The organism is Litchfieldia salsa (assembly GCF_900104555.1).
GTDB classification, from domain to species: domain Bacteria; phylum Bacillota; class Bacilli; order Bacillales; family Bacillaceae_L; genus Litchfieldia; species Litchfieldia salsa.
Genome location: NZ_FNJU01000001.1, coordinates 480,369 through 505,407 on the forward strand (window position 1 = coordinate 480,369; position 25,039 = coordinate 505,407).

Sequence of the window (25,039 nt, forward strand, 5' to 3'; positions counted from 1 at the left end):
TGACAGAACCTTCAATATAGAGGAAAGCATGGCGTATCCTGCCCAAAACCTAATATATTGAACCAAATATAAGAAAATGATTATACCCATTTTTTCCTAATTTCTTTATAATAAAGATATTATCAACTTACTAAACTAGTTAAAAATAATTAATCATGTTAGGAGGATCAAATGAAGAAAAAATCACCCAATTTTTATGTGAAATTAATGACATTTATGATCGTTCTATCAACATTGCCGGTAATCGTTCTAGGGATCTTTTCTTATTTAAAATCCTCTGAGGTCATTCAGAATAATGTCGCGAAAGAAAAAGAACATAGTATCTACCAGATTCAAACGAACATCGAACAAGTGCTAAAAACAGTTGATCACTCTTTAACCCATTTTGTTTCTTCCTCACAACTGCAGGAAACATTAAATGAACCATTGGCGCCTGAACAGTTCCAGCTCTACAATCACATTAGAGAAGAATTGAGCCACCTTCAAACCTTTGATACTGGTTTAAATGATGTACTATTAGTCAGCCTCAGAGAAAATTGGATGATCAATAACAAGAGTCTTCGGAGACTAACGAGTGAACAAAACAAAGAAATACATGACAAATACCTAACACTAGCAAACCGCTCCACCTGGGTCTTAGATAAAAAGGAAGATCAACTTTTTGATTCTAAATCAGATGCTGCTGGTTCATGTGCGTTTCATATTAATCTAGTTAAACAATTACCATTAAATAGCGTGAATAAGACAGGCGTATCTGTTGCAAGCATTCCAATTTGTAAATTTGCAGGGATCCTTTCTCAGAATTCCGAACTTGAAACCACCGTCATTTTAGACGAAAAATTTCAAGTGATCGGCCATAGTGATTTCAGCAATATCGGGAAAGATTTTTCAAATAAGGATTTTATAAAAAGCTTACTAACGCTTGATCATCACTCTGGTCAATATAACCTAGAAATAAATGAAAACGATTACAAAGTTACCTATCGGAAATCTGTTTATAACAACTGGACTTATCTCTCTTTGATTAAAATAAGTGACCTGAACAAACAATCAAGCTCAATCGGCTGGTTTACGATTTATATTTGTACGTTCTTACTGATTCTATCCTTAACGATTTCGTTAGTTGGTTCAAATCGTATATACAGACCGGTTCGTCAACTACAGGAAGTCATAATCAATAAGATTCATCATAAGCCAACTATTCATCCAAAAAATGAATTTGAGTTAATCGAAAAACAAATTGAACATATGTTAGAACAAAATAGCCAGCTTGAAGAAAAAGTACGAGGCCAAGTGAATCAATTAAAACAGTTTTTTATGGTCAGACTCTTCCAGGGAAAAGTAAGTGAAGACGAACTTTCTACGAAACTAGCTTCGTTTGGATTTAACCAAACCTACAAGCGACTTTGTGTCTTTACCCTTCAGATTGATACACTTGAAGGCACCATTTTTGATAAAAAAGAAGAGGACTTGCTGCTCTTTACGATTAATACAATGATTGAGGATCTTGTACCAAGTCAACATCGATTTATTCCAATTGTGATGAATCGTACACAAGCTACCCTTTTTTTAAATAACCATGAGTCCGATGAAAAATACACCTATTATATCAATCAATTGGCTCAGCAAATCCAAGCAAAAGTAAAAGAAGAATTGAACATTCCCGTAAGTATTGGTATTAGTTTACCTTTTTCGAATCTGGTTTCAACTTACCATGCTTACAAGGAAGGATTAGAAGCGCTAAAATACACGTTAAAATTCGGAACGGAATCAATTATTTTCTTTGACAATCTAGAAAGAGCTACGTCATTTTACACCTTTTTTCCAAAGCAAATTGAAAATGAACTATTTGATGCGATTAAGGTATGTGATAAGGAGAAGGTTGACCAGATTCTGGGCCATTTTCTGGATTCAATCCTTGAGAAGGACTTAAACCATACTCAATATCAAATATCGATTGTGAGATTATTAAATGATTTGATTGAATTAATGCAAACATTAGGGATTGATCTTATTGAGATGGACAATAAAAAATCATTATTTGACCATCTTTATGAATTAAAGACGTTCGATGAAGTGAAGCATTGGTTTAAGAGTGGTATTATTCATCCATTATTATCTAAGATTGAGGAACGAACAGAATCGCAATATAAGAATCTGTCAGATAAAATCATTCATATCATTCAACAGGATTTTGATCAGGACCTTACACTTGATTCGATTGCGACAAAACTTCACTACAACCCTAACTATTTAAGCAGCATTTTCCGAAAAGAGATGCACATTTCCTTCAGTGAATACTTAGGGTTATATCGTCTAAACATGGCAAAACAATGGCTGATGGAAACGGATATGTCTGTCAAAGAAATCTCCGAGAAATTAAAGTATAACAATCCACAAAACTTTATCCGATCCTTCAGAAAAAACGAAGGAACCACACCAGGAAAATATAGAGAATTAAAAAAGGCTCAGTAGAAAGAAAAGCGGAAGCGCCTGTTCAGCCCCGACAGGCATAAGGCTAATCACGCAGGAAACCTTGGTTTCTGAAGTGATTTGACTTATGACCCCGAGGGGCTAGGCGCTGGAGCTAGCCACCAAAGAAAAGCGGAAGGCGCCCGTTTATCTGCGACAGGCATAAGACAAGCCGGCTAGAAGGTTGCTCTTTAACCTTCTAGCCGGATTGGCTTATGACCCCGAGCCGATGGCGCCTGGAGCTAGAAATCAAAACTCAGTTCTAAACCATAAAAAGCGGGAGCTATTCTCTATATGAGAAGACTCCCGCTTTCTTTATGGATGAACATTATATTCCTTATTAAATTCATGAATCATATCGTTTCCGCCTTTCCTTCTCCATGTTTGAACTCTTGATATGTATAAATCATCCCATTGAAAAAATAACCGCCTCCGCTTACCATTTCTCCTTTGCAAAATACGGAATCAGTAGCTGAATCGCCATAACTGTCATAATAATCCATGGAACAGTCACTGTATTGATCTCTTTTGAAAAAATCATAAAAATAACAATTCCTAAGCCTCTTCCTAGATTAATAATAGACTCTCGTAACACAACAGACTCTACTCGAAAATTTTCTTTGAGTGGCAACACATCCACCCAATTAAAGTAATGAACCGCATAAGCATTGGCCTGAAGTGGTTTAAATAGTGAATTGATTGACATGAATAAAACAACGGTCCATATTGAAATCTCAGAAAATAAAAAGAGCGAAGAAAAAATGAACCCAAAGGCAGAAATGGTTAGGTATTTTACCGTGGATTTTGAATTCGTAATCCGAGTAATCATATAACTGGAAATAATCGAAAGGCTTAAAAAAGCAACATTTAAGTAACCGACAACCTGTTCATCAGGAAAAATGTTATATAACAAAATAGACGGGATATACATTAAAATCCCTTGAGGAAAGCCGATAATAAACCATCCGAGTAAAGAGTGAAAGAACTTAGGCTTTCTTTTCAAAATTAATTGTAAATATTTCATGTAATAATCTTTGTGATGTACCGTTTCTTTTTTAATTTTCAAACTGCCAATAGTGGAAACAATGAACATGAAGAAGGCGAGTGAAAATACGATAATATATCCTTTCAATTCACTATTCATACTTATGATAAAACCTGCCAGTGCAGGCCCGCTCAAATTAGTAGCGCTCATCACTATTTGATTCCAGCCTAAATAGCGATGGCGGTTCTGGCCATTTGAAACCTCATGAGCTAAAGTGAAATATCCTAGCCAGTACAAGGCTTGAGATACTCCTTTCAACATGGCAAACAAGTAAAAATAGTGAACAATATTCTCCTGAGCCAAAATGATACATAGGTAAAATAATGCGGTTAAAAAAATCCCGTATCGATACGGGATTAAGCGATCCTTCTTCTTGGCATATTTCCCTATTAAAAAGGTTGTAATTCCCTGAGTGAGAATCGCAATTAAGTTAAAGAGCCCATTAATAAACAAATCATTTGTCAAACGCCAAAGATATAAATTGATAAAAATGAGTGATAACGAGTTCCCAAATTGATAGATTGCATGTATGACAAGTGTAAGTACCGCCTGTTCGGATAACCTTTGTTCCTTTGATAATGAAAATATCCTCATAAATAACCAACACTTCTTTCCTTATAGTAGTTGATAAAATTCAGTAGATTCTCTTAAAGGAACAATAGGTACTCCTGTTAGTTTATAAAGTTGCTGGCGAATGAGGGTAGTTTGAGTGCTTGCATTCATATCCCCTTCATACAGTCCATTACTTAAGTAAACAGGCTCAGGCATCGATGGGTACACCTCGCCTTTCTTGACCTGTGCCACATTGGGAGCAGGAGGTGATGATTCTATTTCTCTTGAAAAAGCGCCATCCTTCCTTTTTAGGCGTGCCATATTATCGATTGTGATATCCATTATCTCTACTAATTCTTTAGGAGAAATGGACAGATTTGCGTAGACTAATAGATCAATAGGATTCCGTATATAACACATATCACTCGCTTCCTCATGACGAAGACAGTGAAGAATCGTTTGATAAATACGGTCCGTGTTAGGCATGGGGATATTAAATCTACTGTAAAAAGTATGCAGTTTAAATGTTCCTGATATTCGAACGTATAAGCTTCCTTCTCCCCACAGCCCTGTTTCCGGATCTTGTATACTTTTTAAAAACTGTACAGCTTCCTTTAGAAATGGAGCCTGTTTTTCCTTTTCCATCTGAGCAATATATACACAAGAAGAAGCTAAAAGATCACAGCCTCTCCAGCTATTGCTTAAATCGATACTTTTCCACTTTTCTAGATAATCGCTAGGGGTCTTCACATAATCAGGAGCTGCCAAAGTCTTTAGTGGTAAAGGATATAAAGGTGTACTCCCCAGTATTTTCAGAGCTCCGGTTGAGTAGGAAATGGCTCGGTGTACCATGACCTCATCTTTTTTCATGGCTGGATTTTCATCAAAAAAGTAACCTGTTTCAGGGTCCTGCTTACTCCTGAAAAATCCAATCATTTTCTCCTTCATTTTCTGTGGCATACTTTCAAGCATTTGATTCCTAGTTATAATGTTTAAGGCTTGAGCAGTCGACTCGATATCGGGTACAAACCTTTTATCATGAATAGAACTCCTCGCATAATAAAACCCTCCAGTATGATCATCATACTGCCTTGCAAGCCATTGAAAGAAACCTTCAAACAAGTCTTCTAATCGATCGAGTCGGTCCATATATTCTAGATTCTTCACCATCTTTTCTCCACCTTTACAGTCATGTTGTTATTCCTTGATTGATCCTAGAAGTGCACCCTTCGTAAAATGCTTTTGTAAGAATGGATACACCAATAACACCGGCAAAGTAGCGACCACAATAACAGCCATTTTTACGGTTAGTTCAGGTGGCGGAACGTCTGTAAATTCCGAACCATCGTAATTTAGCCCCGTTGCCAATACAACAATTTGCCTCAATAGAACCTGTACTGGCCACAAAGCAGAATTGTTCAAGTATAAAATGGCGTGCATGTACGTGTTCCAATACGTTACCGCGTAAAAAAGTGAAATGGTTGCGATCGCCGGCATTGAACAAGGGATAATAATTCGAAATAAAATTCCAAAATCATTACAGCCGTCAATTTTAGCAGCATCCTCTAACGTATCTGGCAGCGCTTGGAAAAAGCTCTTTAAGATAATCATGTTAAACACGTTGATGGAAACCGGAATAATTAATGCTAGGAGTGAATCCAGTAATCCGGTTTGTTTTACTACTAAGAAGGTTGGGATCATCCCACCATTGAATAGCATGGTGAAAATAATAAAAAACATGATGAATCGTTTCCCAACTAAATCCTTGCGGGAAAGACCGTAAGCTGTAAGTATGGATAAAAACATACTCCAAAGTGTTCCTCCGACAGTTACCCCAATCGATACCAAGAGTGAACGGAAGATTGTATCCGTCGAGAAAATATACTTGTAGGCTGCTAAACTCCAATCCGTAGGAAATAAAACAAACTGTTTTTCAGCAAGCTCAGCACTCGTTGTAAACGAGGCGGCAATCACATGAAGAAAGGGAAGTACTGTAGCTAATGCGATTATTGTCAGTAAAAACATATTGGTGTAATTAAATATGCGGCTGCCTAATGATTTGTCTTCAACCATTGTTGTCCCTCCTAAACTATAACTAGTAGATTCCTTCTTGACCGTTTTTCTTGGCCACCCAGTTAACAAAAACAACTAAGATCAGCCCAATGATTCCTTTAAAGAATCCAACTGCGGTACTGTAACTAAATTGCCCTTGCTTCAATCCAGCGGTATACACATACGTGTCAAAGATCTCAGCTACTTCACGGTTTGCTGAATTTAATAATAGATACACATGTTCAAAGCCAAGCTCTAAAACATCTCCAATTTTTAAGATTAATAGAATGATAATGACATTTTTAATGGATGGTAATGTAATCCTCCACATCTGCTGTAACCGGTTAGCTCCATCCATTCTTGCTGCTTCATATAACTGAGGATCGATGGATGCCATCGCAGCGAGATAGATAATGGTGCCCCAGCCTGCTTCTCTCCATATTACCTGGGTAATATATGTTGGCCTAAACCAGTCTGGATTAAGAAGGAAGTTAACCTTTTCAAACCCAAGAGCTACTAAGATTCCATTGATAATTCCGCCATCAAGCGTTAACATGACATAACCAATTGAAACGATGATTACCCATGACATAAAATGCGGAATATAAATTAACGTTTGAATCGTTCTTTTGAAAGCAGTTATTCGTACTTCATTAAGCATTAACGCTAAAATAATTGGAATCGGAAAGAAGAAAATTAAATTTAGTCCAAATAAAATAAGCGTATTATTAAAAATCATCCAGAAATCAGGCTCGGAAAATAATCTTCTAAAATGCTCCAGCCCTACCCACTCACTCCCCATCACTCCGAGATATGGTTTATAATCCTGAAACGCAATGACAAGACCATACATCGGAATATATTTGTAAATGAGGAAGTACAAAATACCTGGTAAGATCATTAGGTAGATGAATTTATTCTTCTTTATTTTCCTCATTAACTCTTTACGTCGTTCCTTCTTAAGTAACACCGGATTTTTATCAACGACTAAATCAGTGTTCATCCATGTCATCCTTTCTTTATAATGGGAGGGCTGATTATCCATTATGAAGTCAGCCCTTCCATCAATTTGATACGATTATTTATTATTTAGATTTAGCATAAGAATCATTAAATTCCTCGATGATTTGCTCTCCGCCTTGCTTTTTCCAGTTTTCTACCGCTTGATCAAAGCCATCTTTGTCAAGTTGTCCCAACATATACTGGTAGGTTGCATCCACGATTATTTGATTTAGTCTTTCACCCTTCTCAATTATTGTCGGTGAATCTAATGGAGCAGTTGGATCATGAATCAGATAATTTTCATTATCAACGATGAGTTCCTCCGCTTTTGCCTTTACTTCATACGTATGGAATCCTTCATATCTTTTATTTGTTGACGGTTCACCAATTTCAAGCGCTTGGTATGGCTTAACTTCACGGTCAGTTAGGTCCGTATCTTCAATAGCTTTTGCTAATCCATCTTGAACTGAATAATGTTCTCCTTCAAGTCCCCAGAAAATTAAGTTGGCATTTTCAGGATCCATTAAATCATTAAAGAAGCTTAACGCACCTTTTAATTGTTCTTCGTCTTGAACCGATGATTTAGGGAATAATACAAGCGATCCATAACCTGGAATTGCCCACACTTTAAATTCACCATTTGGTCCTTTAATATTGTTATGAACATCTAACACAATATTTGGATTTAGTTTGACTGCATCTGCATGAAGACTTACAACATCCGCCATAGAACCAACATACATTCCCGCGGTTCCATTTTTAAATAATGCTTGTTGGTCAGGCTTACTTGTCACTGGGAAGTCTTGGTTCATATACCCTTTAGCACGAAGATCCTTGAAGAAATCCATTGTATCTACATACTCAGGGTACATAAACTCTGGAAGTAACTCCCCATCCTTTTCTCCCCATCCGTTTGGTACACCAAACCAAGAAGCCACAGTTTTAAATGCACCGTAAATTAAATCGCTTCGGTCTGTCAGTCCGAACGTATCATTTTTCCCGTTTCCATCTGGATCATCTTCTGTGAAAGCTCTTGCCATTTCTGCAAATTCGTCTGTTGTCGTTGGCGTTTCTAGTCCAAGTTTGTCTGCCCAGTCTTTACGGAATATTAATCCTTGACGTGATAGAGGTCTTCCTTGATACAATGCATAGACCTTTCCATCAACAGCTGTATTCTTTAATACTTCTTCCTTTAATCTACTTAAATTTTCATATTCACTTAAGTATGGTCCGATTTCCCAGAATTGATCATCACGGATGGCTTCTTTAAATTGAAGATAGGTTGTTTGGTTTTTCATGAATACGGTCTGTGGAAATGAGCCAGTCGCAAAGGCTGTGCTTAATTTTTCTTCATAACTACTGTCAGGAACCCACTGAATCTCAAGCTCAGTGTTTGTCATTTCCTCTAACTGCTTTTCAATTTTGTCTGAAGGTACCTCTGGAGTGTGAAGATTAGCCATGATGGATAACTTGAATGGTTCATTTGATTTTGTTGGAGTGCTTTCATCTGAGTTGTTTGTAGCGCTTTCATTTGAACATGCAGCTAATGAACCTAGTCCAATTGAAAGTGCACAAAGCGTGGTAAGAACCTTTCTTTTACGAATCATTTAACTTCCCCCTGTTTCATTTTATAGTGTGACTTGCACATCTCCAATATATTTGAAGCGCTTTCATTTCGTATATAATCAATTTCTTACATCCCTTGATAACAATGGTGTTTTAGCAGATTTTTACTTAATACCTAATATAATGATTATTGGTTTATGGTCAAAAGGGACAGGCAACCACCCTAAAAAAACTCCCTCTAAGGATAAACAGATTTTTATTATCTGTTTACCTTAAAGAGAGCAATCGTTATCACCTAAATGGTAGACTGAAGATATAACCGATATAGAAAAACAATTCTCTTAGGAAAAACGGAATTTTGCTATTCAATGTTGTATAAACGGAACTTTGTGTAGGTGATGAATATGCTTCCATTCCAGTGGTTTTTGCCATCAGAATGGCTCTTTTCATATGTAAGGGATCGCTTACTATTGTAAAGGTGCCGAAATTTTGATCACCCGCAATTTCATACGCATATTTTAGGTTCTCTTCTGTGATTTCTGATTTCGTTTCAATTAGAATATCATTAGGATCTACGTTGTGTTTAATCGCATATTCCCTTGCAACCTCAGATTCTGCATACTTATCTCCTATACCCTTGCCACCAGTAAAAATAATTTTATCCACATAATCATTCTCATAAAGCCAGATAGAATGATTGATCCTCTCGCGAAGAACAGGTGATGGTTCTTCATCCCAAGCAGCCGCACCAAGTACCACAGCCACATCAGTTTTCACTAACTGAACATTGTCGCTAAATGACCAAATACTGAAAGCTGAATAGCAAATGAAAAGAAGGGAAATAACGATAATGCAATAAACTAATTTTAATACCATTTTTTTGGTCATATTAAAGTAATCCTTTTAGAATAATGAATTTATTTATTAATCTATTTTATTTGCTACGAATCTAAGTCTCTCAGTATCTATTGAGAAAGAGTTAGGATCAAGAAAGTTGCCAAGCTGGAATTAAAGAATGAAACTTGAAGAAATAACTCATCGGTATATGTATGACTGTGTATATTGTCAGTGTAATGATATATGTCAGAAACCATTGAGGAACGGTGACGTTAAGAAATAAATATAATAAGAACATTCCTACTGGAAATGGAACGAACACGATTAACCAAATTGGACTTCCCAAAGCCTCAGTTAACGCCCCTAATGAAACAACAGAAAAACCTATTATTAGTGCTTGCCAAAATGGTAATTCATTTCTTAGAAGTAAGCTGGCAATGTAATAAGAACAACCCGTCAAAGATACTGCTAAAATGAAGTTAAGAAAATATTTCACTCGCCCGCCTCCTTAGTTCATCTAATAATATGGGACTAGATTCTATCTCAATTATCAGCCCCTTAAGGACAATTTCAGTTTAACATAATTTTCCTGTTTATTCAGTTTTTTTATTCCTAAAATAACACCCTTCATTGCTAAAGTCTTGATCCAAAGGGAATGACACATCGCACTACAAAAAAACTCCCTCTAAGGATAAACAGATTTTTTATTATCTGTTTACCTTAAAGGGAGTATCTCACCTGGTGCCAGGCACCTTAATAATCTTAAGCACTTTTCCCAATATTTCCATTAGTTGTCATTCTTTTTGGTTTAGATAATCTATTAACAACAAAAGTAATCAGAAATGCGGTTAAAAACGGAACTACCATTGCAATGATAAAACCAATCGCATTGTTTGCTAATAATGGTGCTGTAAATGTTGGGACATAAGCGGTTCCTCTCACATCAAACATCCCAACTAATGCTCCACCAATTCCAGCAGAAGCTATGGCTCCCCCAAATACCCACTTACTTGAAAACATGAATGGATAAGCAGATTCAACAAATGTACCAAACCCCATGTTAATCGCAAAGCCAGGTGCCGCAACAGCTGCTTCCCCTTTATCACGAGGAGAAATAATGTTTGCTAAATTGATACCCGCTGCCACCATTACAAGCCCAACCATGTCAACTGCACCTAAGAAGCTATTACCTGTCTTCTCCATTTCAAGCAATACAATTGGTAGGATTGCCGCATGATATACACCACCAAGAATAGCTGGCCAAATTAGGATTCCGGCAATTAACCCTGCCAAAATCGGATTAAACGCCACTGTTATCTCAATTGCTTGTTTAATAAGATCTCCTAGCGTAAGTGCTAATGGACCAATAAAGTAATAGATTAATAAACCTGATATGAGACCAGCAAATCCCCCTGCTGCAATATTGACGGTCGTCATCGGAAAGCGCCAACCAACGAACAGCTGGAATAGAAATCTGACAAGTAGTCCTGCGATAATACCACCGATCATTCCACCAATAATTCCACCATCAACAGACAGAACACCGGCAATGACCCCTGCTATAATAGACACTTCATCCAATTCTGATACTTGTTTTGCAGCAATTACTGCAATAACAATTGGTAAGGCACCAATGAGTACACTAAATACGTCTCCCAATACACCTAAACCAGGAATTTTACTAAGTGCCAATATTAGGGCCAGTGCAATAAAGCCAGGAAGTGCTGACATCATGATTCCTCGTATATTGATGTTTTTAATCCCTAAACCCTGTGCTGAATGAGCAGAATCAGAGCTATTTCCTAATATAGGTTGATACCTAACACCAAAGTGCTTGCTTAATGAAGTGACAAAAGATACGGCTCTAGTTCTGTTTGTTGTTCCAGTTGTGCCTGATGTCGCAATCACGTTACCTCCCTGCGAACTTACAAGTGCCATAGAAGTACCGCCTGTTCCAACGATTGGAATCTTCTTGTCAGCTGCTGCAGCAAGAGCTTGCTTATTTGCACCTTTTGGATCACCACTCATCATAATAATCCCATCAATTCCACCATTGTTGATTAACTCTGCAATCTCTTTATCTATAGCTTCTACCTTTTTATTAATCTCTTCTAATGTTTCAACTTCACTTTCAACAAATGATTGCCCCTTATCTACACTCCAAAGAGATGCTTTTGTAGTAGGCTTTGCTTTATCCATCGAATCCTGTGCTGCAATAAACTGTGTTGCCACAATTTCCATCCCCGCAGAGCTTGCTTGTGTTTTTAATTCACTTAATAACTTACTTGGATTTTTTCCCCCAAGATTGTATAAGTTTCCTCCGCTACTTCCTAAAATAACGATTCTCATAACCGGTTCCCCCACTTTTATATGTAGTTTCTGTGAATGAATGACTATCTCTTTATTACTCTACCATAATAAAGTGATAAAATAAAAAGATATTTCCGTTAATTTTCGTTTTTGTACCTGCACGCTATCACTCATCGTATTTTCCGAGTGTGAGGGAGAGTGTTAGTTGCCTAAAAAAATGCCAGGACTTCGAGTGAACACTTGTCCACACGTAGTGCCTGGCATAACAAATTCTAGCGATTATCTATCTCCTCATTAAGCTAACCATTTTTCCATATCTTTTTGATTATTTTTTAAGCTTAATAGCTAGTAAGAACTCCCCCTTAATCTAAAGGAAATCAGTGTAATTCCCAAGTTAACAGGAATTTCACCCTTTATTTTTCAATAGAACCAAGGGAACAGATCCCTTGGCCCAGAAATGAAAGGATCCACAGATCAATTCTGCCCCCATCCTATTCACTATTCCCATGTAGAACTATTTCTTCACTTTGACCTCCATCGACATTCATTTTGTATAAATGATAGTTGGGATCACCCTTCGCGAAGTTTTTATCCATCATAAAGTAAATCGTACTGCCATCTGTACTTACAACAGGATCACCTACATGTTCACCAAAATGAGTTAACTGTTCTTCTTCTTTAGTATCCAAATTATATGTAAATAATTCGTATTCATAAATGCCACCGTCATTAGGATTACTAATGGACTGAAAAATAACTTCATTTCCATCAGGCGTAATTGTAAAACTAAAAATAGAGACATCGCGTTTAGGATCTGACAGGACAGACATCTCATCAGGATTTTCTAACGGAATTTCAAAAATTCTTTGTTTTACATCGAAGCTATCTTCTGCCGTTTCCACATCTGAATCATCATCTCTCCCAATGAAAACACGATCACCACTCTGGGCAACATTCAGAGAATAGATCGAATACTGCTCAAGTTTTGTCTTTTGTATATGTGTTTTTTGGTCAAGGTTAAATTCGTAAACATCAAAGTTATGTGGTCTTTCCCCTACAATCGGTGAATAATTTTCAAATGTTCCAGCACGAAGGTATAACAAGGACGACTGGTCCGGATTAAATTCAACCTCTGTTACAGTAGAGGCATCCGTGAATACATCCGATATGGTCTTTTTTTCTAAATGATAAAAATGAACCGTACTTATCAATTCTGTTTCCTTATCTTTATTTGTAGTTATATAAGCTAATATGGAGCCATCACTTGAAAAGCTTGGATCTAGGATCATCGTTTCCTCATCATATTCTGCTACTACAGTATCCTCTGACTCCCCTTCATTCTGCAATACTAATTGCGGCTTGCCCATTTCATACACTACATAGGCAATCTTATTTTGAGAAGATACATCATACTGATTGGAAAGTCCATTCTGTTTTTCATTTTCTGTTTTGTTGAAAAATACCCCCAAAACCACTAGAGCTACTGTTAAACTACATAAAGATCCTATAAGAGTCATAAGGCTTTTTTTCTTCATAAAAAATCCTTTCTGCATTTGGGCTACTATTTATAAATAGAGTAAGGGTCCATATATCCAAAATAAGATTAGAATACCAGCTACAATGGGGATGAATCCCAATACAAATGCAATGTTTTTATTTTTCTTCACCAATTTTAATTGAGCTACATACAAAGCCGTCCAAACAGCAATAGGACTAGCAAACAGAATCATCATGAAATGAAATTCACCAATCATAATAAGACCGCCAACAATTAGAAATAGTGAAATCCCAATAATGATAATCCCACTCGCAATATTCAATCCATGCAGTAACTTCATATGTTTTTGATTTGAACCGTAGTCATAGATTGTGATCCAGTAAAGCAGACCAATACTTAGAGCAATGTTTAACCATACCCAAATGGTTAAGCCGACATTTGCTGAATGATCTAAATCTCCTACAATTAACCAACCATATAACTGCCCTAGCGTATGAAAAATCAACAAAACATTGATCCATAGCTTTCTATTTATGTGAAAATGTTGATTTAAAGGAAGAATCAAAATCAATGAACTCAAACACATCGAATAACACAGCCATCCAACATAGAAATCTCCTTCAACAAAAAGACTTAATACATAAATGCTGATTGTAAAAAGAAGAGAGGATATCGATAATGTGAGCATTAACTCCTTACGATAAGGAAAAAGTGCTTGTTGAATTTGGCTGCCAATTTCCCCTTCTTGGCCAAATAACTGTATAGCCCTTTCCTCTGCCTTTTCTCGTGTTAAACCTTCATTCTCAATTAAGTAATCGCTTGAAATCTTAAGGTGGATAAGTATTTCCTCATAAAGATCCTCTTTTTCTTCCTTAGAACATTCTGTATGACGGACAATATTCTCCACATACCGTTCTAATTTCGATTTCATATAAGACCCTCCGAGCTTTTTTGTACTAAATTCTCAATAAGTTTCCAATCCTTTTGTTTCTTCTCTAATTCCATCATCCCTGAATCTGTAATTTTATAATACTTTCTTCTCCCTGAAGGAGTTTCTGACCAATAGGCTTCAACCCATTCTTTCTTCTCTAGGCGTTTTAATGCTGGATAGAGAGTTCCTTCGCTCATTTCATAATGGTCATCACTTAGCTGCTTTAGTAATCTAGTTATCTCATAACCATAAAGATCTCTCTGGCTAATAAGCGATAACAGCAGAAGATCAATACTTCCTTTTAACATTTCCTTATCCATTTTTTCACCTATTTTCCTTAATTTGTATTTATATTGTAACACTATGTACATCGTGTTACAAGGTACAATTGTGTTTGATCCCCTTCCATAAGTAAATGAAAGTCATCACCATGATTTAAGTGGAGAATTTCCCTCTATTGTATAGAGTAGAGGCTTAAGAAGCAGGAATAAGAGGAAATAATCCCCTTAACTTCTCTAAATAACAAAAAATGCATTGATTTTGTTCATATAGCCGGAAAAACTCCCCTTATTTTTAAGGAAATTTAAGTATTTTCCAAGTTAACTGGAATTTTTCCCTTTATTTTCTACAAAAATAATCCTACTGGAATCAGTATCACAGATTCACAACAATCACCTCCAACTTACTATTATTCATACACAAATTATCAGAAAAACCCTAAAGAATACCGTTTCGGAACCAAAAAAACTCCCCCTAAGGAAAACAGATTTTAAAATAAATCTGTCTCCTTAAAGAGAGCATATAACTAGCGGTCAGCCCTTAAATGATGCATGAGAACCGTCCCCGTTTAACCTTAAATGAAGCTTGAGAACCGTCCGAGTTGTTCAAATTGATGGACGGGTAGTGGTTTGCTGATTAGGTAGCCTTGTATTTCATCACAGTTCATTTCTAGTAAGAGGGAGAATTGTTCTTCTAATTCTACTCCTTCGGCAACTACTTTCATCTTTAGCTGATTGGAAAGCTGAATGATGAATTTGGTAATAGCTTGGCTGTCTGTAGAAGTATGAATATCCTTAATAAAGGATCGATCTAGTTTAATTGTGTTAAATTTATATTTTGTAAGATAGCTCATTGATGAATAGCCAGTTCCAAAATCATCTATGGCAATGCGAATACCAAGGTCTTTTAAGTCTTCTAATTTCTTCAGCAAATCACCATCATCGTTAAGAATGAGACTCTCTGTTATTTCAATTTCAAGGCTTTTTCCTTCTACTTGATACTTTTCTAGAATGGCTTTTACTGTATCGACTAATCCTTTTTGTAGCATTTGTAGCGCTGAAAAGTTGAGGGATACTTCCAATCTCGGATATCCACTCTCTTCCCAAGCTTTGATTTGCTTACAAACATTTTCAAGAACCCATTCACCTATTGGAACAATCAATCCACTTTCTTCAGCTAAAGGAATAAATTCTCCTGGTGAGACTAGTCCCCGTGTAGAGTGATTCCAACGGATTAGCGCCTCTGCTCCAACAATTTGCCGTTTGTTTGAAAGGACCTTTGGCTGATAGTAGAGTTCAAATTCATCGTTCAAAAGCGCTTTATGAAGATCATTTTGCAACTCGAAATTTTTAAAAGATGTTCTTTCCATTTCAGGTGAGAACACATTATAACTATTAGCTTTCCTTTTCTTAGCCTCATACATCGCAAGATCTGAATTCTTAATTAAGCTCGAAAGGTCTTCGCTAGAGTTAGGATAGATAGCAATTCCAATGCTTCCAGTAACAAAAAGCTCATAATGTTCAACAATGATAGGCGTTTCAAGCTCTTTGAGAATGGTTGCTGCGAGCTGTTCTGCATACTCTTTGAAAGGTAGACTAGGACTTAGAATTAAGAATTCGTCACCAGCCATTCTAGCAACTAAATCCGTCTCAGACATAATTCCAGTTAGCATCCCTGTAATTCCCTTCAGTACTTTATCACCAATTACATGCCCTAATGTATCATTAATAAATTTAAACCGATCAATATCAAGAAGCATAACGGCTAATTGACTTTTATTTTTCTTCGCCGCTGTCAGTTCTTCTTGCAGCCGTTCTTCAAAAAAGCGTCGATTGGGGAGTCCAGTTAGGTGATCATGGTATGCCATGTACTGAATCTCCTGCTGAGCCTGCCTCATCTCAGTAACATCATGAAAATTAATCACAATTCCCCTAATATCAGGATCATCCATTAGGTTATTGGATAATACATGTAAGATACGCCAATTTTCATCCTTATGAAGAATTCTGACGTCAACAGCTTGCGACTCAGTAGGATGTGCCAGTAAATAGGAAAATCTATCTCTTACCATTTTAACATCATCTGGATGGACAAAGGTTAAAAATGGCTCACTTAAATCACCAGGTTTATACCCTAGTACCTTTTCGACAGAAGGACTTTGGTACGTTACTTCTCCTTGTTCAGAAAGAATGCAATTAACACTACTTGAATTTTTATCTAAAGACCTGAAACGATAATACTGTTTTCGTATCTCAGATTGAAGGCCAACTTCAACAGTGATATCTTTCGCAATTCCTAAAATTCCAAGCAATTCTCCATTTTCGATAAGTGGCACTTTGCTTGTTATAATCGTTTTCACTTGGCCATCATGCGCGAAAATTCGTAGCCTTTCCTCTTTTAACACCTTGCCATCTAGCGTTTCAATAAATCCACTTCTGGCAATTTGAATATCTTCAGGATGAACAATATCAAGGAAATTCGTATTCAAATAGGCTTCGCCAGGACCAACTAACGATGTAAAACCGTGGTTATAATCGATGAATTGCCCTTGTAGACTAATGACATAAATCGCTTCTGTAAAGTTCTCAAGCAACTCTTTATATGGATAATTTTTCATTTTTATATATTGGTCAATCTTGATGTTAGTCTCACTCATAGGTACCTCGCAAAAGTATAGATGACATGTTACTCATATTTTACCAGAAAATGAAGGAATTTAGTTGTGTAGTGTCTACTCAATCCACTGGAAAATATGGGTAAAGGTGCAAACAAAAAAGGACGATTCCGATACTCTTTTCGAAAAAAGAAGTACGAAACCGTCCGCATATACCATTAAGCTCCCTTTCTAATATCAATCGCCTCTGCTGTCTCCTTATTTTGCTTTCTAACCTGTATGATTGTAAATACAAAAGATCCAAGCGCTAAAATGAGAAAAGTTAAGGAGATTGGTCTAGTAAAAAATAACAGGATACTTGTATCCATTTGAAATGCTCTAGTCATTTCCGCTTCTAATGTTGGTCCCAATATTAATCCGAGGATAATTGGGCTTAATGGAACATCCATTTTCATTAACAGAAATCCGATGATACCGAAAACAAACACAATCCAAATATCAAAGATTTGATTATTTAAGGCAAAAGCACCTACTGTACTTAAAAATAAAATCGATGGAACTAAAAACTCTTTTGGTATAAAGGTGATTCGCGTTAGGATTGGTAATAATAAAGTTTGTAAAATCAGGACAGCAACTCCACTAATAATAATCGCTACATAAATTGAATTTACTAGAACTGGTTGGGTATGAAATAGTCCTGGACCAGGGGTAATTCCATGTAAAATGAGCGCACCGATCATGACTGCCTGTGCCACATCTCCTGGGATACCTAGTGTAATGGTTGGGATGAATGCTCCCCCAGCAACTGCATTGTTTGAGCTTTCGGATGCAACAATTCCTCCTGGATGCCCTTTACCAAACATTTCCTTTTCCTTACTAAACTTTTTCGCCTGATCATAACTTATAAAGTTCGCAGACTCTGCACCAGCTGCTGGAAGACATCCGATAAAACAGCCAATCAAAGAGGATCTTAACACATTCCATCTTTCCTTATACATGTCCTTTATAACCTGGAGATACGGAATTTTAACTTGTTGCTTTAAAATCTTTGTATCTTTTCCTGCAACACTCTTTTTAATTTCTTCAATATTTCCAAAAAGCGTCGATAGTGCAAATAATCCTATTAACACAGGAATTGGGGAAAACCCTGAGGATAATTGACTAATTCCAAAATCAAAGCGAACTTGCCCTGTAGGTGATATTCCTATCGTTCCGATCAATAACCCTAAACATCCTGCAAGCAAGCCTTTTACTAGCGATGCTCCACTTAATCCAGCAACAAGGGTTAAAGCAAATAAGATTAAGGAGAAGATTTCCCATGGACCAAATAATAAACTAAATTTTGCAATGATAGGGCCTAATAAGAATAAGACAATGGCTCCAATGAAGGTCCCTAGTACTGATGATGCGATACCAATTCCTAGTGCTCTCGCTGATTGACCTTGCTGTGTCATCGGATATCCATCAAACACCGTTACAACCGAAGACGGAGTTCCTGGGATTCCAAGAAGAATTCCAGAAATAAGCCCGCCTGATAATCCTCCTATATAAATACCAATCATTAAGGCAAGCCCTTGGACAGGATCCATACCAAAGGTGAATGGGAATGCCAAGATAATCGCCATGGTGAAGGTAAAACCTGGTATACATCCAGCAATGATACCAACAAGGACCCCGATAAAGATTGTAAGAAGCATCATGGGATGAAGAATTCCTTGAAATGCTTGCATGACCATTGAGATATCCAACTAATTCCCCTCCTTTTATGGTAAATAGATATTCAGCATTTGTTGAAATACATATTGAATGCTAACAGTTAAAGCAATCGCAACAAGTGCATTTGCTAATAGACTTTTCACTTTTTTAGGTCTTAGTATTGTAAAAGTAATGAACAAGAAGAAAATGGAGCTGATCAAAAAGCCAATAATAGAAATGAATAATACATACAGAAAGAAGAGGCCTATAATCGCTAAAACCTGATAATGCTCTTTCACATATTTTTTTATCATAATGGAAACCTTCTCTGATTCATCTCGTTTCAGGAAGCTTTTTACCAATAGGTAAAGAGATAACATTACGATTAAAAATAAGATGATTCTCGGAAAAAACGAGGGGGCGAAAGTTTGCACCCCTGATTTTTCTGAGAACTTAGTAGTTTGAAAGAAAAACAATCCACTAATAGCTAAAACTACGATTGCAAAGATTCGATTAATCATTCTTTTCGCCCCCCATATGGCATATTTATTAGAATTTCATTTTCGGCGCCAATTCACTCATCTTTGTATCTAACTCTTCAAGATGGTTCTTGTATTCTTCAGTAGCTTTATAATTTGGGAAACTTCCAAGCTCCTTAATCTTTTCTTGAAGCTCTGGTTCTTCCAATGCCTTCTTAAATGCTTCACTAATTGCTTCTACGATTTCAACAGGTGTACCTTTTGGAGCCAATATTCCTCTGTCAACTGTAACTTCAAAATCGATTCCTTGTTCCTTCACAGTTGGAACATCTGGTAAAAATGGATTTCTTTCTGCATCTACCATTCCTAATGGAACGAGTGTCCCTTCATCAAAGTAACCTTTCCCTGATGCATAATCACCTGTCATCCCATCCACTTGACCAGCTAAAATGGCAGCATATTGTGGAGCAGTTCCATCATAACTCACATAATTTAATGATCTAGGATCAACTCCAGCTGCATCCATCAATGCCGCAATTGTGTAATGATCCTCAGAACCTACCGTATATGCCCAAGTTAATTTATTCCCTTCTTTTACATAATTAACTAAATCTGTTACGTCTTTGATTCCATGTTCTTCACTGAATTTTTTGCTAACAGACGGAATATGTGGAGTAGATGTCATTAAGAAAACAGGATCAAACGATGAGAACCCATAATCTACAACTCCAGTATGCTGAGCCGTTGCCATAACCTGATGAATTCCTAGAACTGTATAACCATCTGGATCTGCATCTTTAACAAATCGAGAACCAACCGTTGCTGTAGCCCCTGCCATATTCGTTGGGACGATGGTTTGACCTAAATGCTTTTCTGCATACTGTGCGACAAGTCTAAACAACACATCTGTTCCTCCACCTGGTGGATATGGAATCACAAGCTTCACTGGTTTGTCAGGAAAATTACTAGCTCCATTACTTGAATCTGAACCCGTTTCATTTGAAGAACTTGCTCCATTTGAAGCACTTCCACAAGCCGCTAATGAGATTAAAAGCATAATTGATAGGAAAACGAACAGCATCTTTTTCATAAACGTATTACCCCTTTTCTTTTATGTAGTTTTACTTGACCTATTTAATAAACTGCAATAGCTCCATCGGTTCTTGATTCAGTCCCACCTTTTAATACACCTGTCTGATTGTCTCTCCAAATAATCTGCCCTCGTCCAAATGTGCTTGAATCAACAGCCACTTCGATCTCATGACCTTTTCTCGCCAATTCTTGTGCAATATGATTTGGAAAAGTGGGTTCAACCAAAATTCTCTTACCACCAGTCCATTGCCATCTTGGTGCATCAAGTGCTGCTTGTGGATTTAAATGAAAATCGATTGTATTCATAATGACTTGAACATGACCTTGAGGTTGCATAAATTCACCCATCACACCAAATGGACCTACAGGTTCGTTATCTTTCGTTAAAAATCCTGGAATAATGGTATGGTATGTTCTTTTCCCACCTTGCAAATAATTGTCATGATGAGGATCAAGGGAAAAGTTGTGTCCTCTATTTTGCAAGGAAATGCCTGTTCCAGGTACAACAATTCCAGAACCAAACCCCATATAATTACTTTGAATAAATGAAACCATATTCCCTTCACTATCGGCTGTTGCTAAGTAAACGGTTCCCCCTTTAGGTGGTTTACCTGGTTCAGGCGTAAGTGCCGTTTGACCGATAAGAGATCTACGTTTTTTTGCATATTCTTCTGATAGTAATGAAGCTACACTAACTGACATGTCCTTCATCTCAGTAATGTATTTTTTCCCATCAACAAATGCTAGCTTCATTGCTTCAATCTGCTGGTGATAACGTTCAGCAGAAGAGGTATCGATACCAGACATGTCAAATCCCTTTAATGTGTTAAGTGCGAGTAAGGCGATAAGTCCCTGCCCATTTGGCGGAATTTCCCAAACATCATAGCCTCGATAATTTACTTTGATCGGATCAACCCACTCAGGTTTGAATGCCGCTAAATCCTCTGTGGTTAAAAATCCATTGTACTTTTTCGAATAATCTGAAATTATTTTCGAGATTTCACCTCGATAAAAGCTTTCTCCATTTGTTTCACCAATCGCTCGAAGTGTTTTTGCATGGTCAGGTGAACTCCATATCTCACCAATTTCGGGTGCTTTTCCGTTTGGTGCAAATGTTTCAAACCAAGCAGTAAATTCTTCAGAGGTTAAATCTTTTTTATAAAGTTCAAACGCCTTATTCCAGTTCCTTCCTAGTATTGGAGAGATCGGAAAGCCTTTTTCAGCATAGTCAATCGCAGGCCGAAGGACATCAATAAGTGGTAGTTTCCCAAATCTTCTCGAAAGCTCTGCCCATGCTCCAGGTGCACCAGGAACAGTCACTGGAATCCACCCGTATTTCGGCATTTCTTCATAGCCTCGTTTCTTAACAGCTTCAATTGAAATACTTTTGGGTGCTGGCCCGCTTGAATTTAAGCCGTATAACTCCCCCTTCATCCATACCAAGGCAAAAGCATCACTCCCTATTCCATTTGATGTTGGCTCAACGACCGTTAAACAAGCAGCTGTTGCTATTGCAGCATCAACGGCATTTCCACCCTTTTTCAATACCTCCAACCCTGCCTCAGCAGCTAAAGGCTGTGAAGTTGCAACCATTCCATTTCTAGAAAAAGTGGTCATTCGTTGGGAAGTGTATGGATGGTATAAGTAGTTTGCATTCATTTAGGTACACTCCATTCTTTTACCAACATCATTAGTTAGCTTTTTTGATAGACTCGTGATCATCTTCTTTTTGGATATTCATGTCGTTAAACTGCTCTTTAAATTCCAACAGATGTTCTCGCATCATTCTCCTTGCTTCTTTCTCATTGCCTTTCTTTATCGCATCATATATTTTCTGATGGTAATACAACGTGTTTTCTTTGTTTTCCACCTGCAATAAATCAATTTTAAAAGAATGAAGTAAATCAGAAATGTAATGATAAACTTTTAACAAAACGCTATTTCTTGTCGCCATAACGATTGCTGTATGAAATAATTCATCAGGTTCGACTGTATCTTTTTTAGATTGAATCGCTTCAGAATAGGATTGTATAGCAAGCTCCATTTTTAACAAATCTTCCTCAGTTGCCATTAATGCCGCTATACCAGCTGTTTCAACCTCAAGTATTAGTCGGAAATCCAATATTTCTCTAGAAACCTTTGAATCAAGCAATGCAGATACAACAAACGTATCAACCAAATGGTTTAAATCTGTTTTCTTAACAAACACACCTACCCCATTTCGTTTTTCAATCACATCCATATCTGCTAATGTGCTTAATGCTTCCCTAACTGAGGATCTCCCTACCTTGAACATTTCCATTAATTCTCGTTCTGAAGGAAGCTTACTGCCAGTTGGATATTGACCACTTCTGATCATATCAGTAATTTGTTTCATCACAATTGAACTTACCTTCTTGGCCATCCCATTCCCCCTTTTCCAAGAACCTGTCTGATAGGTATCCGAAAAAAATTTAATGTTCGTTGTACCTGTCTGATAGCTTAGTTGATTAAACACAATTTATCACATGTAATTTTGTTTGTGTTAAAACTTGTAAGAAAACCTAACACAGAATTTTCAAATAATCTAACGAATGCGTTTTCACTGTAAACACAATTGAATTTTTAGATCAATTTTTCCTTTACTTGTTATAAATAATCTCATCGAGACTTCAATTTCAGATTAAACGTTCATTCCAAATGTTTAACATTCGTGAATGAAAGGTATAAGAAGATATATCGCTTTTGAAAGGAGCATTTAATATGGGAATGGGAAAAATAACTGCAGGACTTCAAGTTTTACCAAATGGAGAAGGTATGGATACAGATGGTGTGATTCCTGTAATCGTAGAGGCCATTAAGGAATCTGGATTAAAATATGATATTGGTCCAATGGAAACCGTCATTGAAGGAAGTTATGAAGAAGTCATGCTTCTCATAAAAAAAACTCAAGCAATCGGGATTGAAATGGGGGCATCTGAAGTAATCACCAATTTGAAGCTCCATTATAAACCAGATGGTATAACAATCAAAAATAAACTTACACATGTTTAAGAAATTCAAAGAAGCTGTTTTCCAAAAGTTTGTTATTTAGATAGTAAACTTTTAAACGCTAATAACAAGCAGGCTGAATACACGTAAAGTGGCCAAAGTGAGAACCCACAGGAGCATTGCGACGAGGAGGCTCACTGGTTTCCCGCCGGACGCGAAGTGTATTCAGCCTGAGGCTTTCAAAGCATTAAACTTTACGAAAAAAGTTATTAAAAGTAGAAAGATCTCTTCAAAGTCTTTCTACTTTTTTTGTTAGGAGAGTTATGAATGAATGAAAGCATTAAAGCCCTCATTTCTAATTCTTTATTCACTAAATTAATGATTGTATTTATTGGAATACCACTTATTGTAATCATCATTAGAGTCGTACAAAAAAGTGTAGGAAGATATATTAAGGACCAAGATAATCGCTATAAAACACGCAAGATGATCAATATCCTTGGATATATACTTACACTTCTGTTCATAGCAATCGTCTATAGTGAACAGATTGGTGGTCTTACAGTCGTACTAGGTGTTGCAAGTGCTGGTATCGCCTTTGCTTTACAAGAAGTCATCATCAGTATTGCAGGTTGGATCTCAATATTGGTTGGAAATATATTCAAGACTGGTGATCGTGTAAAACTCGGTGGAATTAAAGGTGATGTGATTGACCTAGGCGTATTACGAACAACGATTATGGAGGTAAATGAATGGGTTGATGGTGATTTATATAACGGGCGAATCGTTAAAGTAGCCAACAGTTTTGTATTCAAAGAACCTGTCTATAATTATTCGAATGACTTTCCCTTTCTGTGGGATGAAATAAAAATCCCCATTAAATATGGAAGTAACTATCAAGCTGCCAAATCAATCATTTCAAACGTGGGGATCGAAATTACTGGGGATTATGCAAACAAAGCAAGAGAACATTGGAATCAAATGGTACAGAAATATTTAATAGAAAATGCGAGTACACAACCAATGGTAACAGTCGTTGCTAATGATAACTGGGTTGAATTCACGCTTAGATATGTTGCTGATTATCGAACCCGTCGAACAACGAAAGACCTGTTATTCACAAAAATTTTAGAGGGTATAGACAACAGCTCCGAAAAAATCCAATTCGCTTCAGCTACATTTGACTTAGTTGAACTTCCAACTGTAGATGTCAATCTTAATCAGAAGCGATAATTTAAATGTAAGGAAGGTGTTTTAAAGATGGTATGGACGAAAAATGATTATCCAGAATCAATGAAGAACTTATCCCAATCTACTAGAAATAAAGCCATTGAAATATCAAATGCCCTAGTAGATGAGGATTATGAAGAAGGTCGAGCCATTGCAATCGGTATTTCACAGGCTGAAAAAATGAATGAATCAACACCTGTAACATACCACATTGTTCCACATGATGATGACTGGGCCGTAAAAAAAGAAAAGGCCTCACAAGCTTCAGATGTTTTCTCAACAAAAGATCAAGCATTAGAAAAAGGTCGACACTACATTAAAACAAAAAATGCCAAGCTGGTTATTCACCGTCAAGACGGTACAATTGAAAGAGTTCAACATACTGGGAGTTAAGGTGCGATTTTAGGTACCTCTA

Annotated in this window: 21 protein-coding genes; 4 read left to right on the forward strand and 17 right to left on the reverse strand. The window is 36.9% G+C overall.

The features are described from left to right. The first annotated feature begins 171 nt into the window (after positions 1–171). Positions 172–2,475 (forward strand): helix-turn-helix domain-containing protein, encoded by a 2,304-nt coding sequence (locus BLQ56_RS02165; RefSeq protein WP_090849471.1) that lies wholly within the window; start codon positions 172–174, stop codon positions 2,473–2,475. A 433-nt stretch (positions 2,476–2,908) separates the two neighbouring features. On the opposite strand, the gene BLQ56_RS02170 is transcribed toward BLQ56_RS02165, so the two are convergent. The 17 genes from BLQ56_RS02170 to BLQ56_RS02250 form a co-directional block, all read right to left on the reverse strand. Beyond that, positions 2,909–4,111, reverse strand: a complete 1,203-nt coding sequence (locus BLQ56_RS02170; RefSeq protein WP_090849472.1) for an MFS transporter — start codon at positions 4,109–4,111, stop codon at positions 2,909–2,911. Between the two features lie 21 nt (positions 4,112–4,132). Further along, the gene (locus BLQ56_RS02175) at positions 4,133–5,239 is read right to left on the reverse strand and encodes a prenyltransferase/squalene oxidase repeat-containing protein (protein WP_238457138.1); all 1,107 of its coding nucleotides are present in this window, start codon (positions 5,237–5,239) and stop codon (positions 4,133–4,135) included. 27 nt (positions 5,240–5,266) lie between these two features. Further along, on the reverse strand, positions 5,267–6,142 hold the full coding sequence (locus tag BLQ56_RS02180; RefSeq protein ID WP_090849473.1) for a carbohydrate ABC transporter permease: 876 nt from the start codon (positions 6,140–6,142) through the stop codon (positions 5,267–5,269). Positions 6,143–6,164: 22 nt separating this feature from the next. Next, on the reverse strand, positions 6,165–7,124 hold the full coding sequence (locus tag BLQ56_RS02185) for an ABC transporter permease (RefSeq protein ID WP_090849474.1): 960 nt from the start codon (positions 7,122–7,124) through the stop codon (positions 6,165–6,167). An 82-nt stretch (positions 7,125–7,206) separates the two neighbouring features. Continuing rightward, positions 7,207–8,730, reverse strand: a complete 1,524-nt coding sequence (locus BLQ56_RS02190) for an extracellular solute-binding protein (protein ID WP_175490163.1) — start codon at positions 8,728–8,730, stop codon at positions 7,207–7,209. 250 nt (positions 8,731–8,980) lie between these two features. Next, a complete protein-coding gene (locus BLQ56_RS02195; RefSeq protein ID WP_090849475.1) occupies positions 8,981–9,577 on the reverse strand; it encodes a YdcF family protein in 597 nt (198 codons plus the stop codon). 97 nt (positions 9,578–9,674) lie between these two features. After that, complete coding sequence (locus tag BLQ56_RS02200; RefSeq protein WP_090849476.1) at positions 9,675–10,022, reverse strand: hypothetical protein; 348 nt, start codon at positions 10,020–10,022, stop codon at positions 9,675–9,677. Positions 10,023–10,288: 266 nt separating this feature from the next. Next, positions 10,289–11,875 carry a PTS sugar transporter gene (locus BLQ56_RS02205; RefSeq protein ID WP_090849477.1) on the reverse strand — a complete coding sequence of 529 codons (1,587 nt, stop codon included), beginning with the start codon at positions 11,873–11,875 and terminating at the stop codon, positions 10,289–10,291. A 452-nt stretch (positions 11,876–12,327) separates the two neighbouring features. Then, entirely contained in the window at positions 12,328–13,371 is a 1,044-nt protein-coding gene (locus tag BLQ56_RS02210) for a PD40 domain-containing protein (protein ID WP_090849478.1), read from the reverse strand. 30 nt (positions 13,372–13,401) lie between these two features. Further along, positions 13,402–14,265 carry a permease prefix domain 1-containing protein gene (locus BLQ56_RS02215; RefSeq protein WP_090849479.1) on the reverse strand — a complete coding sequence of 288 codons (864 nt, stop codon included), beginning with the start codon at positions 14,263–14,265 and terminating at the stop codon, positions 13,402–13,404. Further along, the gene (locus BLQ56_RS02220) at positions 14,262–14,585 is read right to left on the reverse strand and encodes a PadR family transcriptional regulator (RefSeq protein WP_090849480.1); all 324 of its coding nucleotides are present in this window, start codon (positions 14,583–14,585) and stop codon (positions 14,262–14,264) included. The genes BLQ56_RS02215 and BLQ56_RS02220 overlap by 4 nt, the downstream gene beginning before the upstream one ends. Positions 14,586–15,118: 533 nt before the next feature. Then, entirely contained in the window at positions 15,119–17,200 is a 2,082-nt protein-coding gene (locus tag BLQ56_RS02225) for a sensor domain-containing protein (RefSeq protein ID WP_090849481.1), read from the reverse strand. 176 nt (positions 17,201–17,376) lie between these two features. Next, a complete protein-coding gene (locus tag BLQ56_RS02230) occupies positions 17,377–18,906 on the reverse strand; it encodes a tripartite tricarboxylate transporter permease (RefSeq protein ID WP_090849482.1) in 1,530 nt (509 codons plus the stop codon). Between the two features lie 15 nt (positions 18,907–18,921). Beyond that, a complete protein-coding gene (locus tag BLQ56_RS02235; RefSeq protein ID WP_090849483.1) occupies positions 18,922–19,374 on the reverse strand; it encodes a tripartite tricarboxylate transporter TctB family protein in 453 nt (150 codons plus the stop codon). A gap of 28 nt (positions 19,375–19,402) precedes the next feature. Then, the gene (locus BLQ56_RS02240) at positions 19,403–20,422 is read right to left on the reverse strand and encodes a Bug family tripartite tricarboxylate transporter substrate binding protein (protein WP_090849484.1); all 1,020 of its coding nucleotides are present in this window, start codon (positions 20,420–20,422) and stop codon (positions 19,403–19,405) included. 44 nt (positions 20,423–20,466) lie between these two features. Continuing rightward, a complete protein-coding gene (locus BLQ56_RS02245) occupies positions 20,467–22,083 on the reverse strand; it encodes a gamma-glutamyltransferase family protein (RefSeq protein WP_090849485.1) in 1,617 nt (538 codons plus the stop codon). Positions 22,084–22,114: 31 nt separating this feature from the next. Next, positions 22,115–22,828 (reverse strand): FadR/GntR family transcriptional regulator, encoded by a 714-nt coding sequence (locus tag BLQ56_RS02250; RefSeq protein WP_090849486.1) that lies wholly within the window; start codon positions 22,826–22,828, stop codon positions 22,115–22,117. Between the two features lie 338 nt (positions 22,829–23,166). Between BLQ56_RS02250 and BLQ56_RS02255 the strand changes: the two genes are divergently transcribed. From BLQ56_RS02255 to BLQ56_RS02265, 3 genes are all read left to right on the forward strand, one after another. Beyond that, positions 23,167–23,457: a thiamine-binding protein gene (locus BLQ56_RS02255; RefSeq protein ID WP_238457139.1), complete on the forward strand. Its 291-nt coding sequence runs from the start codon at positions 23,167–23,169 to the stop codon at positions 23,455–23,457. Positions 23,458–23,721: 264 nt separating this feature from the next. After that, positions 23,722–24,627 carry a mechanosensitive ion channel family protein gene (locus BLQ56_RS02260; protein ID WP_090849487.1) on the forward strand — a complete coding sequence of 302 codons (906 nt, stop codon included), beginning with the start codon at positions 23,722–23,724 and terminating at the stop codon, positions 24,625–24,627. A gap of 27 nt (positions 24,628–24,654) precedes the next feature. Next, a complete protein-coding gene (locus BLQ56_RS02265) occupies positions 24,655–25,017 on the forward strand; it encodes a DUF2188 domain-containing protein (RefSeq protein ID WP_090849488.1) in 363 nt (120 codons plus the stop codon). Positions 25,018–25,039: the final 22 nt, after the last annotated feature.

Coding starts and splice junctions, on each gene's coding strand:
- BLQ56_RS02165 (WP_090849471.1), top strand. CDS start 172: ATGAAGAAAAAATCACCCAATTTTTATGTGAAATTAATGACATTTATG.
- BLQ56_RS02170 (WP_090849472.1), bottom strand. CDS start 4,111: ATGAGGATATTTTCATTATCAAAGGAACAAAGGTTATCCGAACAGGCG.
- BLQ56_RS02175 (WP_238457138.1), bottom strand. CDS start 5,239: ATGGTGAAGAATCTAGAATATATGGACCGACTCGATCGATTAGAAGAC.
- BLQ56_RS02180 (WP_090849473.1), bottom strand. CDS start 6,142: ATGGTTGAAGACAAATCATTAGGCAGCCGCATATTTAATTACACCAAT.
- BLQ56_RS02185 (WP_090849474.1), bottom strand. CDS start 7,124: ATGAACACTGATTTAGTCGTTGATAAAAATCCGGTGTTACTTAAGAAG.
- BLQ56_RS02190 (WP_175490163.1), bottom strand. CDS start 8,730: ATGATTCGTAAAAGAAAGGTTCTTACCACGCTTTGTGCACTTTCAATT.
- BLQ56_RS02195 (WP_090849475.1), bottom strand. CDS start 9,577: ATGACCAAAAAAATGGTATTAAAATTAGTTTATTGCATTATCGTTATT.
- BLQ56_RS02205 (WP_090849477.1), bottom strand. CDS start 11,875: ATGAGAATCGTTATTTTAGGAAGTAGCGGAGGAAACTTATACAATCTT.
- BLQ56_RS02210 (WP_090849478.1), bottom strand. CDS start 13,371: ATGAAGAAAAAAAGCCTTATGACTCTTATAGGATCTTTATGTAGTTTA.
- BLQ56_RS02215 (WP_090849479.1), bottom strand. CDS start 14,265: ATGAAATCGAAATTAGAACGGTATGTGGAGAATATTGTCCGTCATACA.
- BLQ56_RS02220 (WP_090849480.1), bottom strand. CDS start 14,585: ATGGATAAGGAAATGTTAAAAGGAAGTATTGATCTTCTGCTGTTATCG.
- BLQ56_RS02225 (WP_090849481.1), bottom strand. CDS start 17,200: ATGAGTGAGACTAACATCAAGATTGACCAATATATAAAAATGAAAAAT.
- BLQ56_RS02235 (WP_090849483.1), bottom strand. CDS start 19,374: ATGATTAATCGAATCTTTGCAATCGTAGTTTTAGCTATTAGTGGATTG.
- BLQ56_RS02240 (WP_090849484.1), bottom strand. CDS start 20,422: ATGAAAAAGATGCTGTTCGTTTTCCTATCAATTATGCTTTTAATCTCA.
- BLQ56_RS02245 (WP_090849485.1), bottom strand. CDS start 22,083: ATGAATGCAAACTACTTATACCATCCATACACTTCCCAACGAATGACC.
- BLQ56_RS02250 (WP_090849486.1), bottom strand. CDS start 22,828: ATGGCCAAGAAGGTAAGTTCAATTGTGATGAAACAAATTACTGATATG.
- BLQ56_RS02255 (WP_238457139.1), top strand. CDS start 23,167: ATGGGAATGGGAAAAATAACTGCAGGACTTCAAGTTTTACCAAATGGA.
- BLQ56_RS02260 (WP_090849487.1), top strand. CDS start 23,722: ATGAATGAAAGCATTAAAGCCCTCATTTCTAATTCTTTATTCACTAAA.
- BLQ56_RS02265 (WP_090849488.1), top strand. CDS start 24,655: ATGGTATGGACGAAAAATGATTATCCAGAATCAATGAAGAACTTATCC.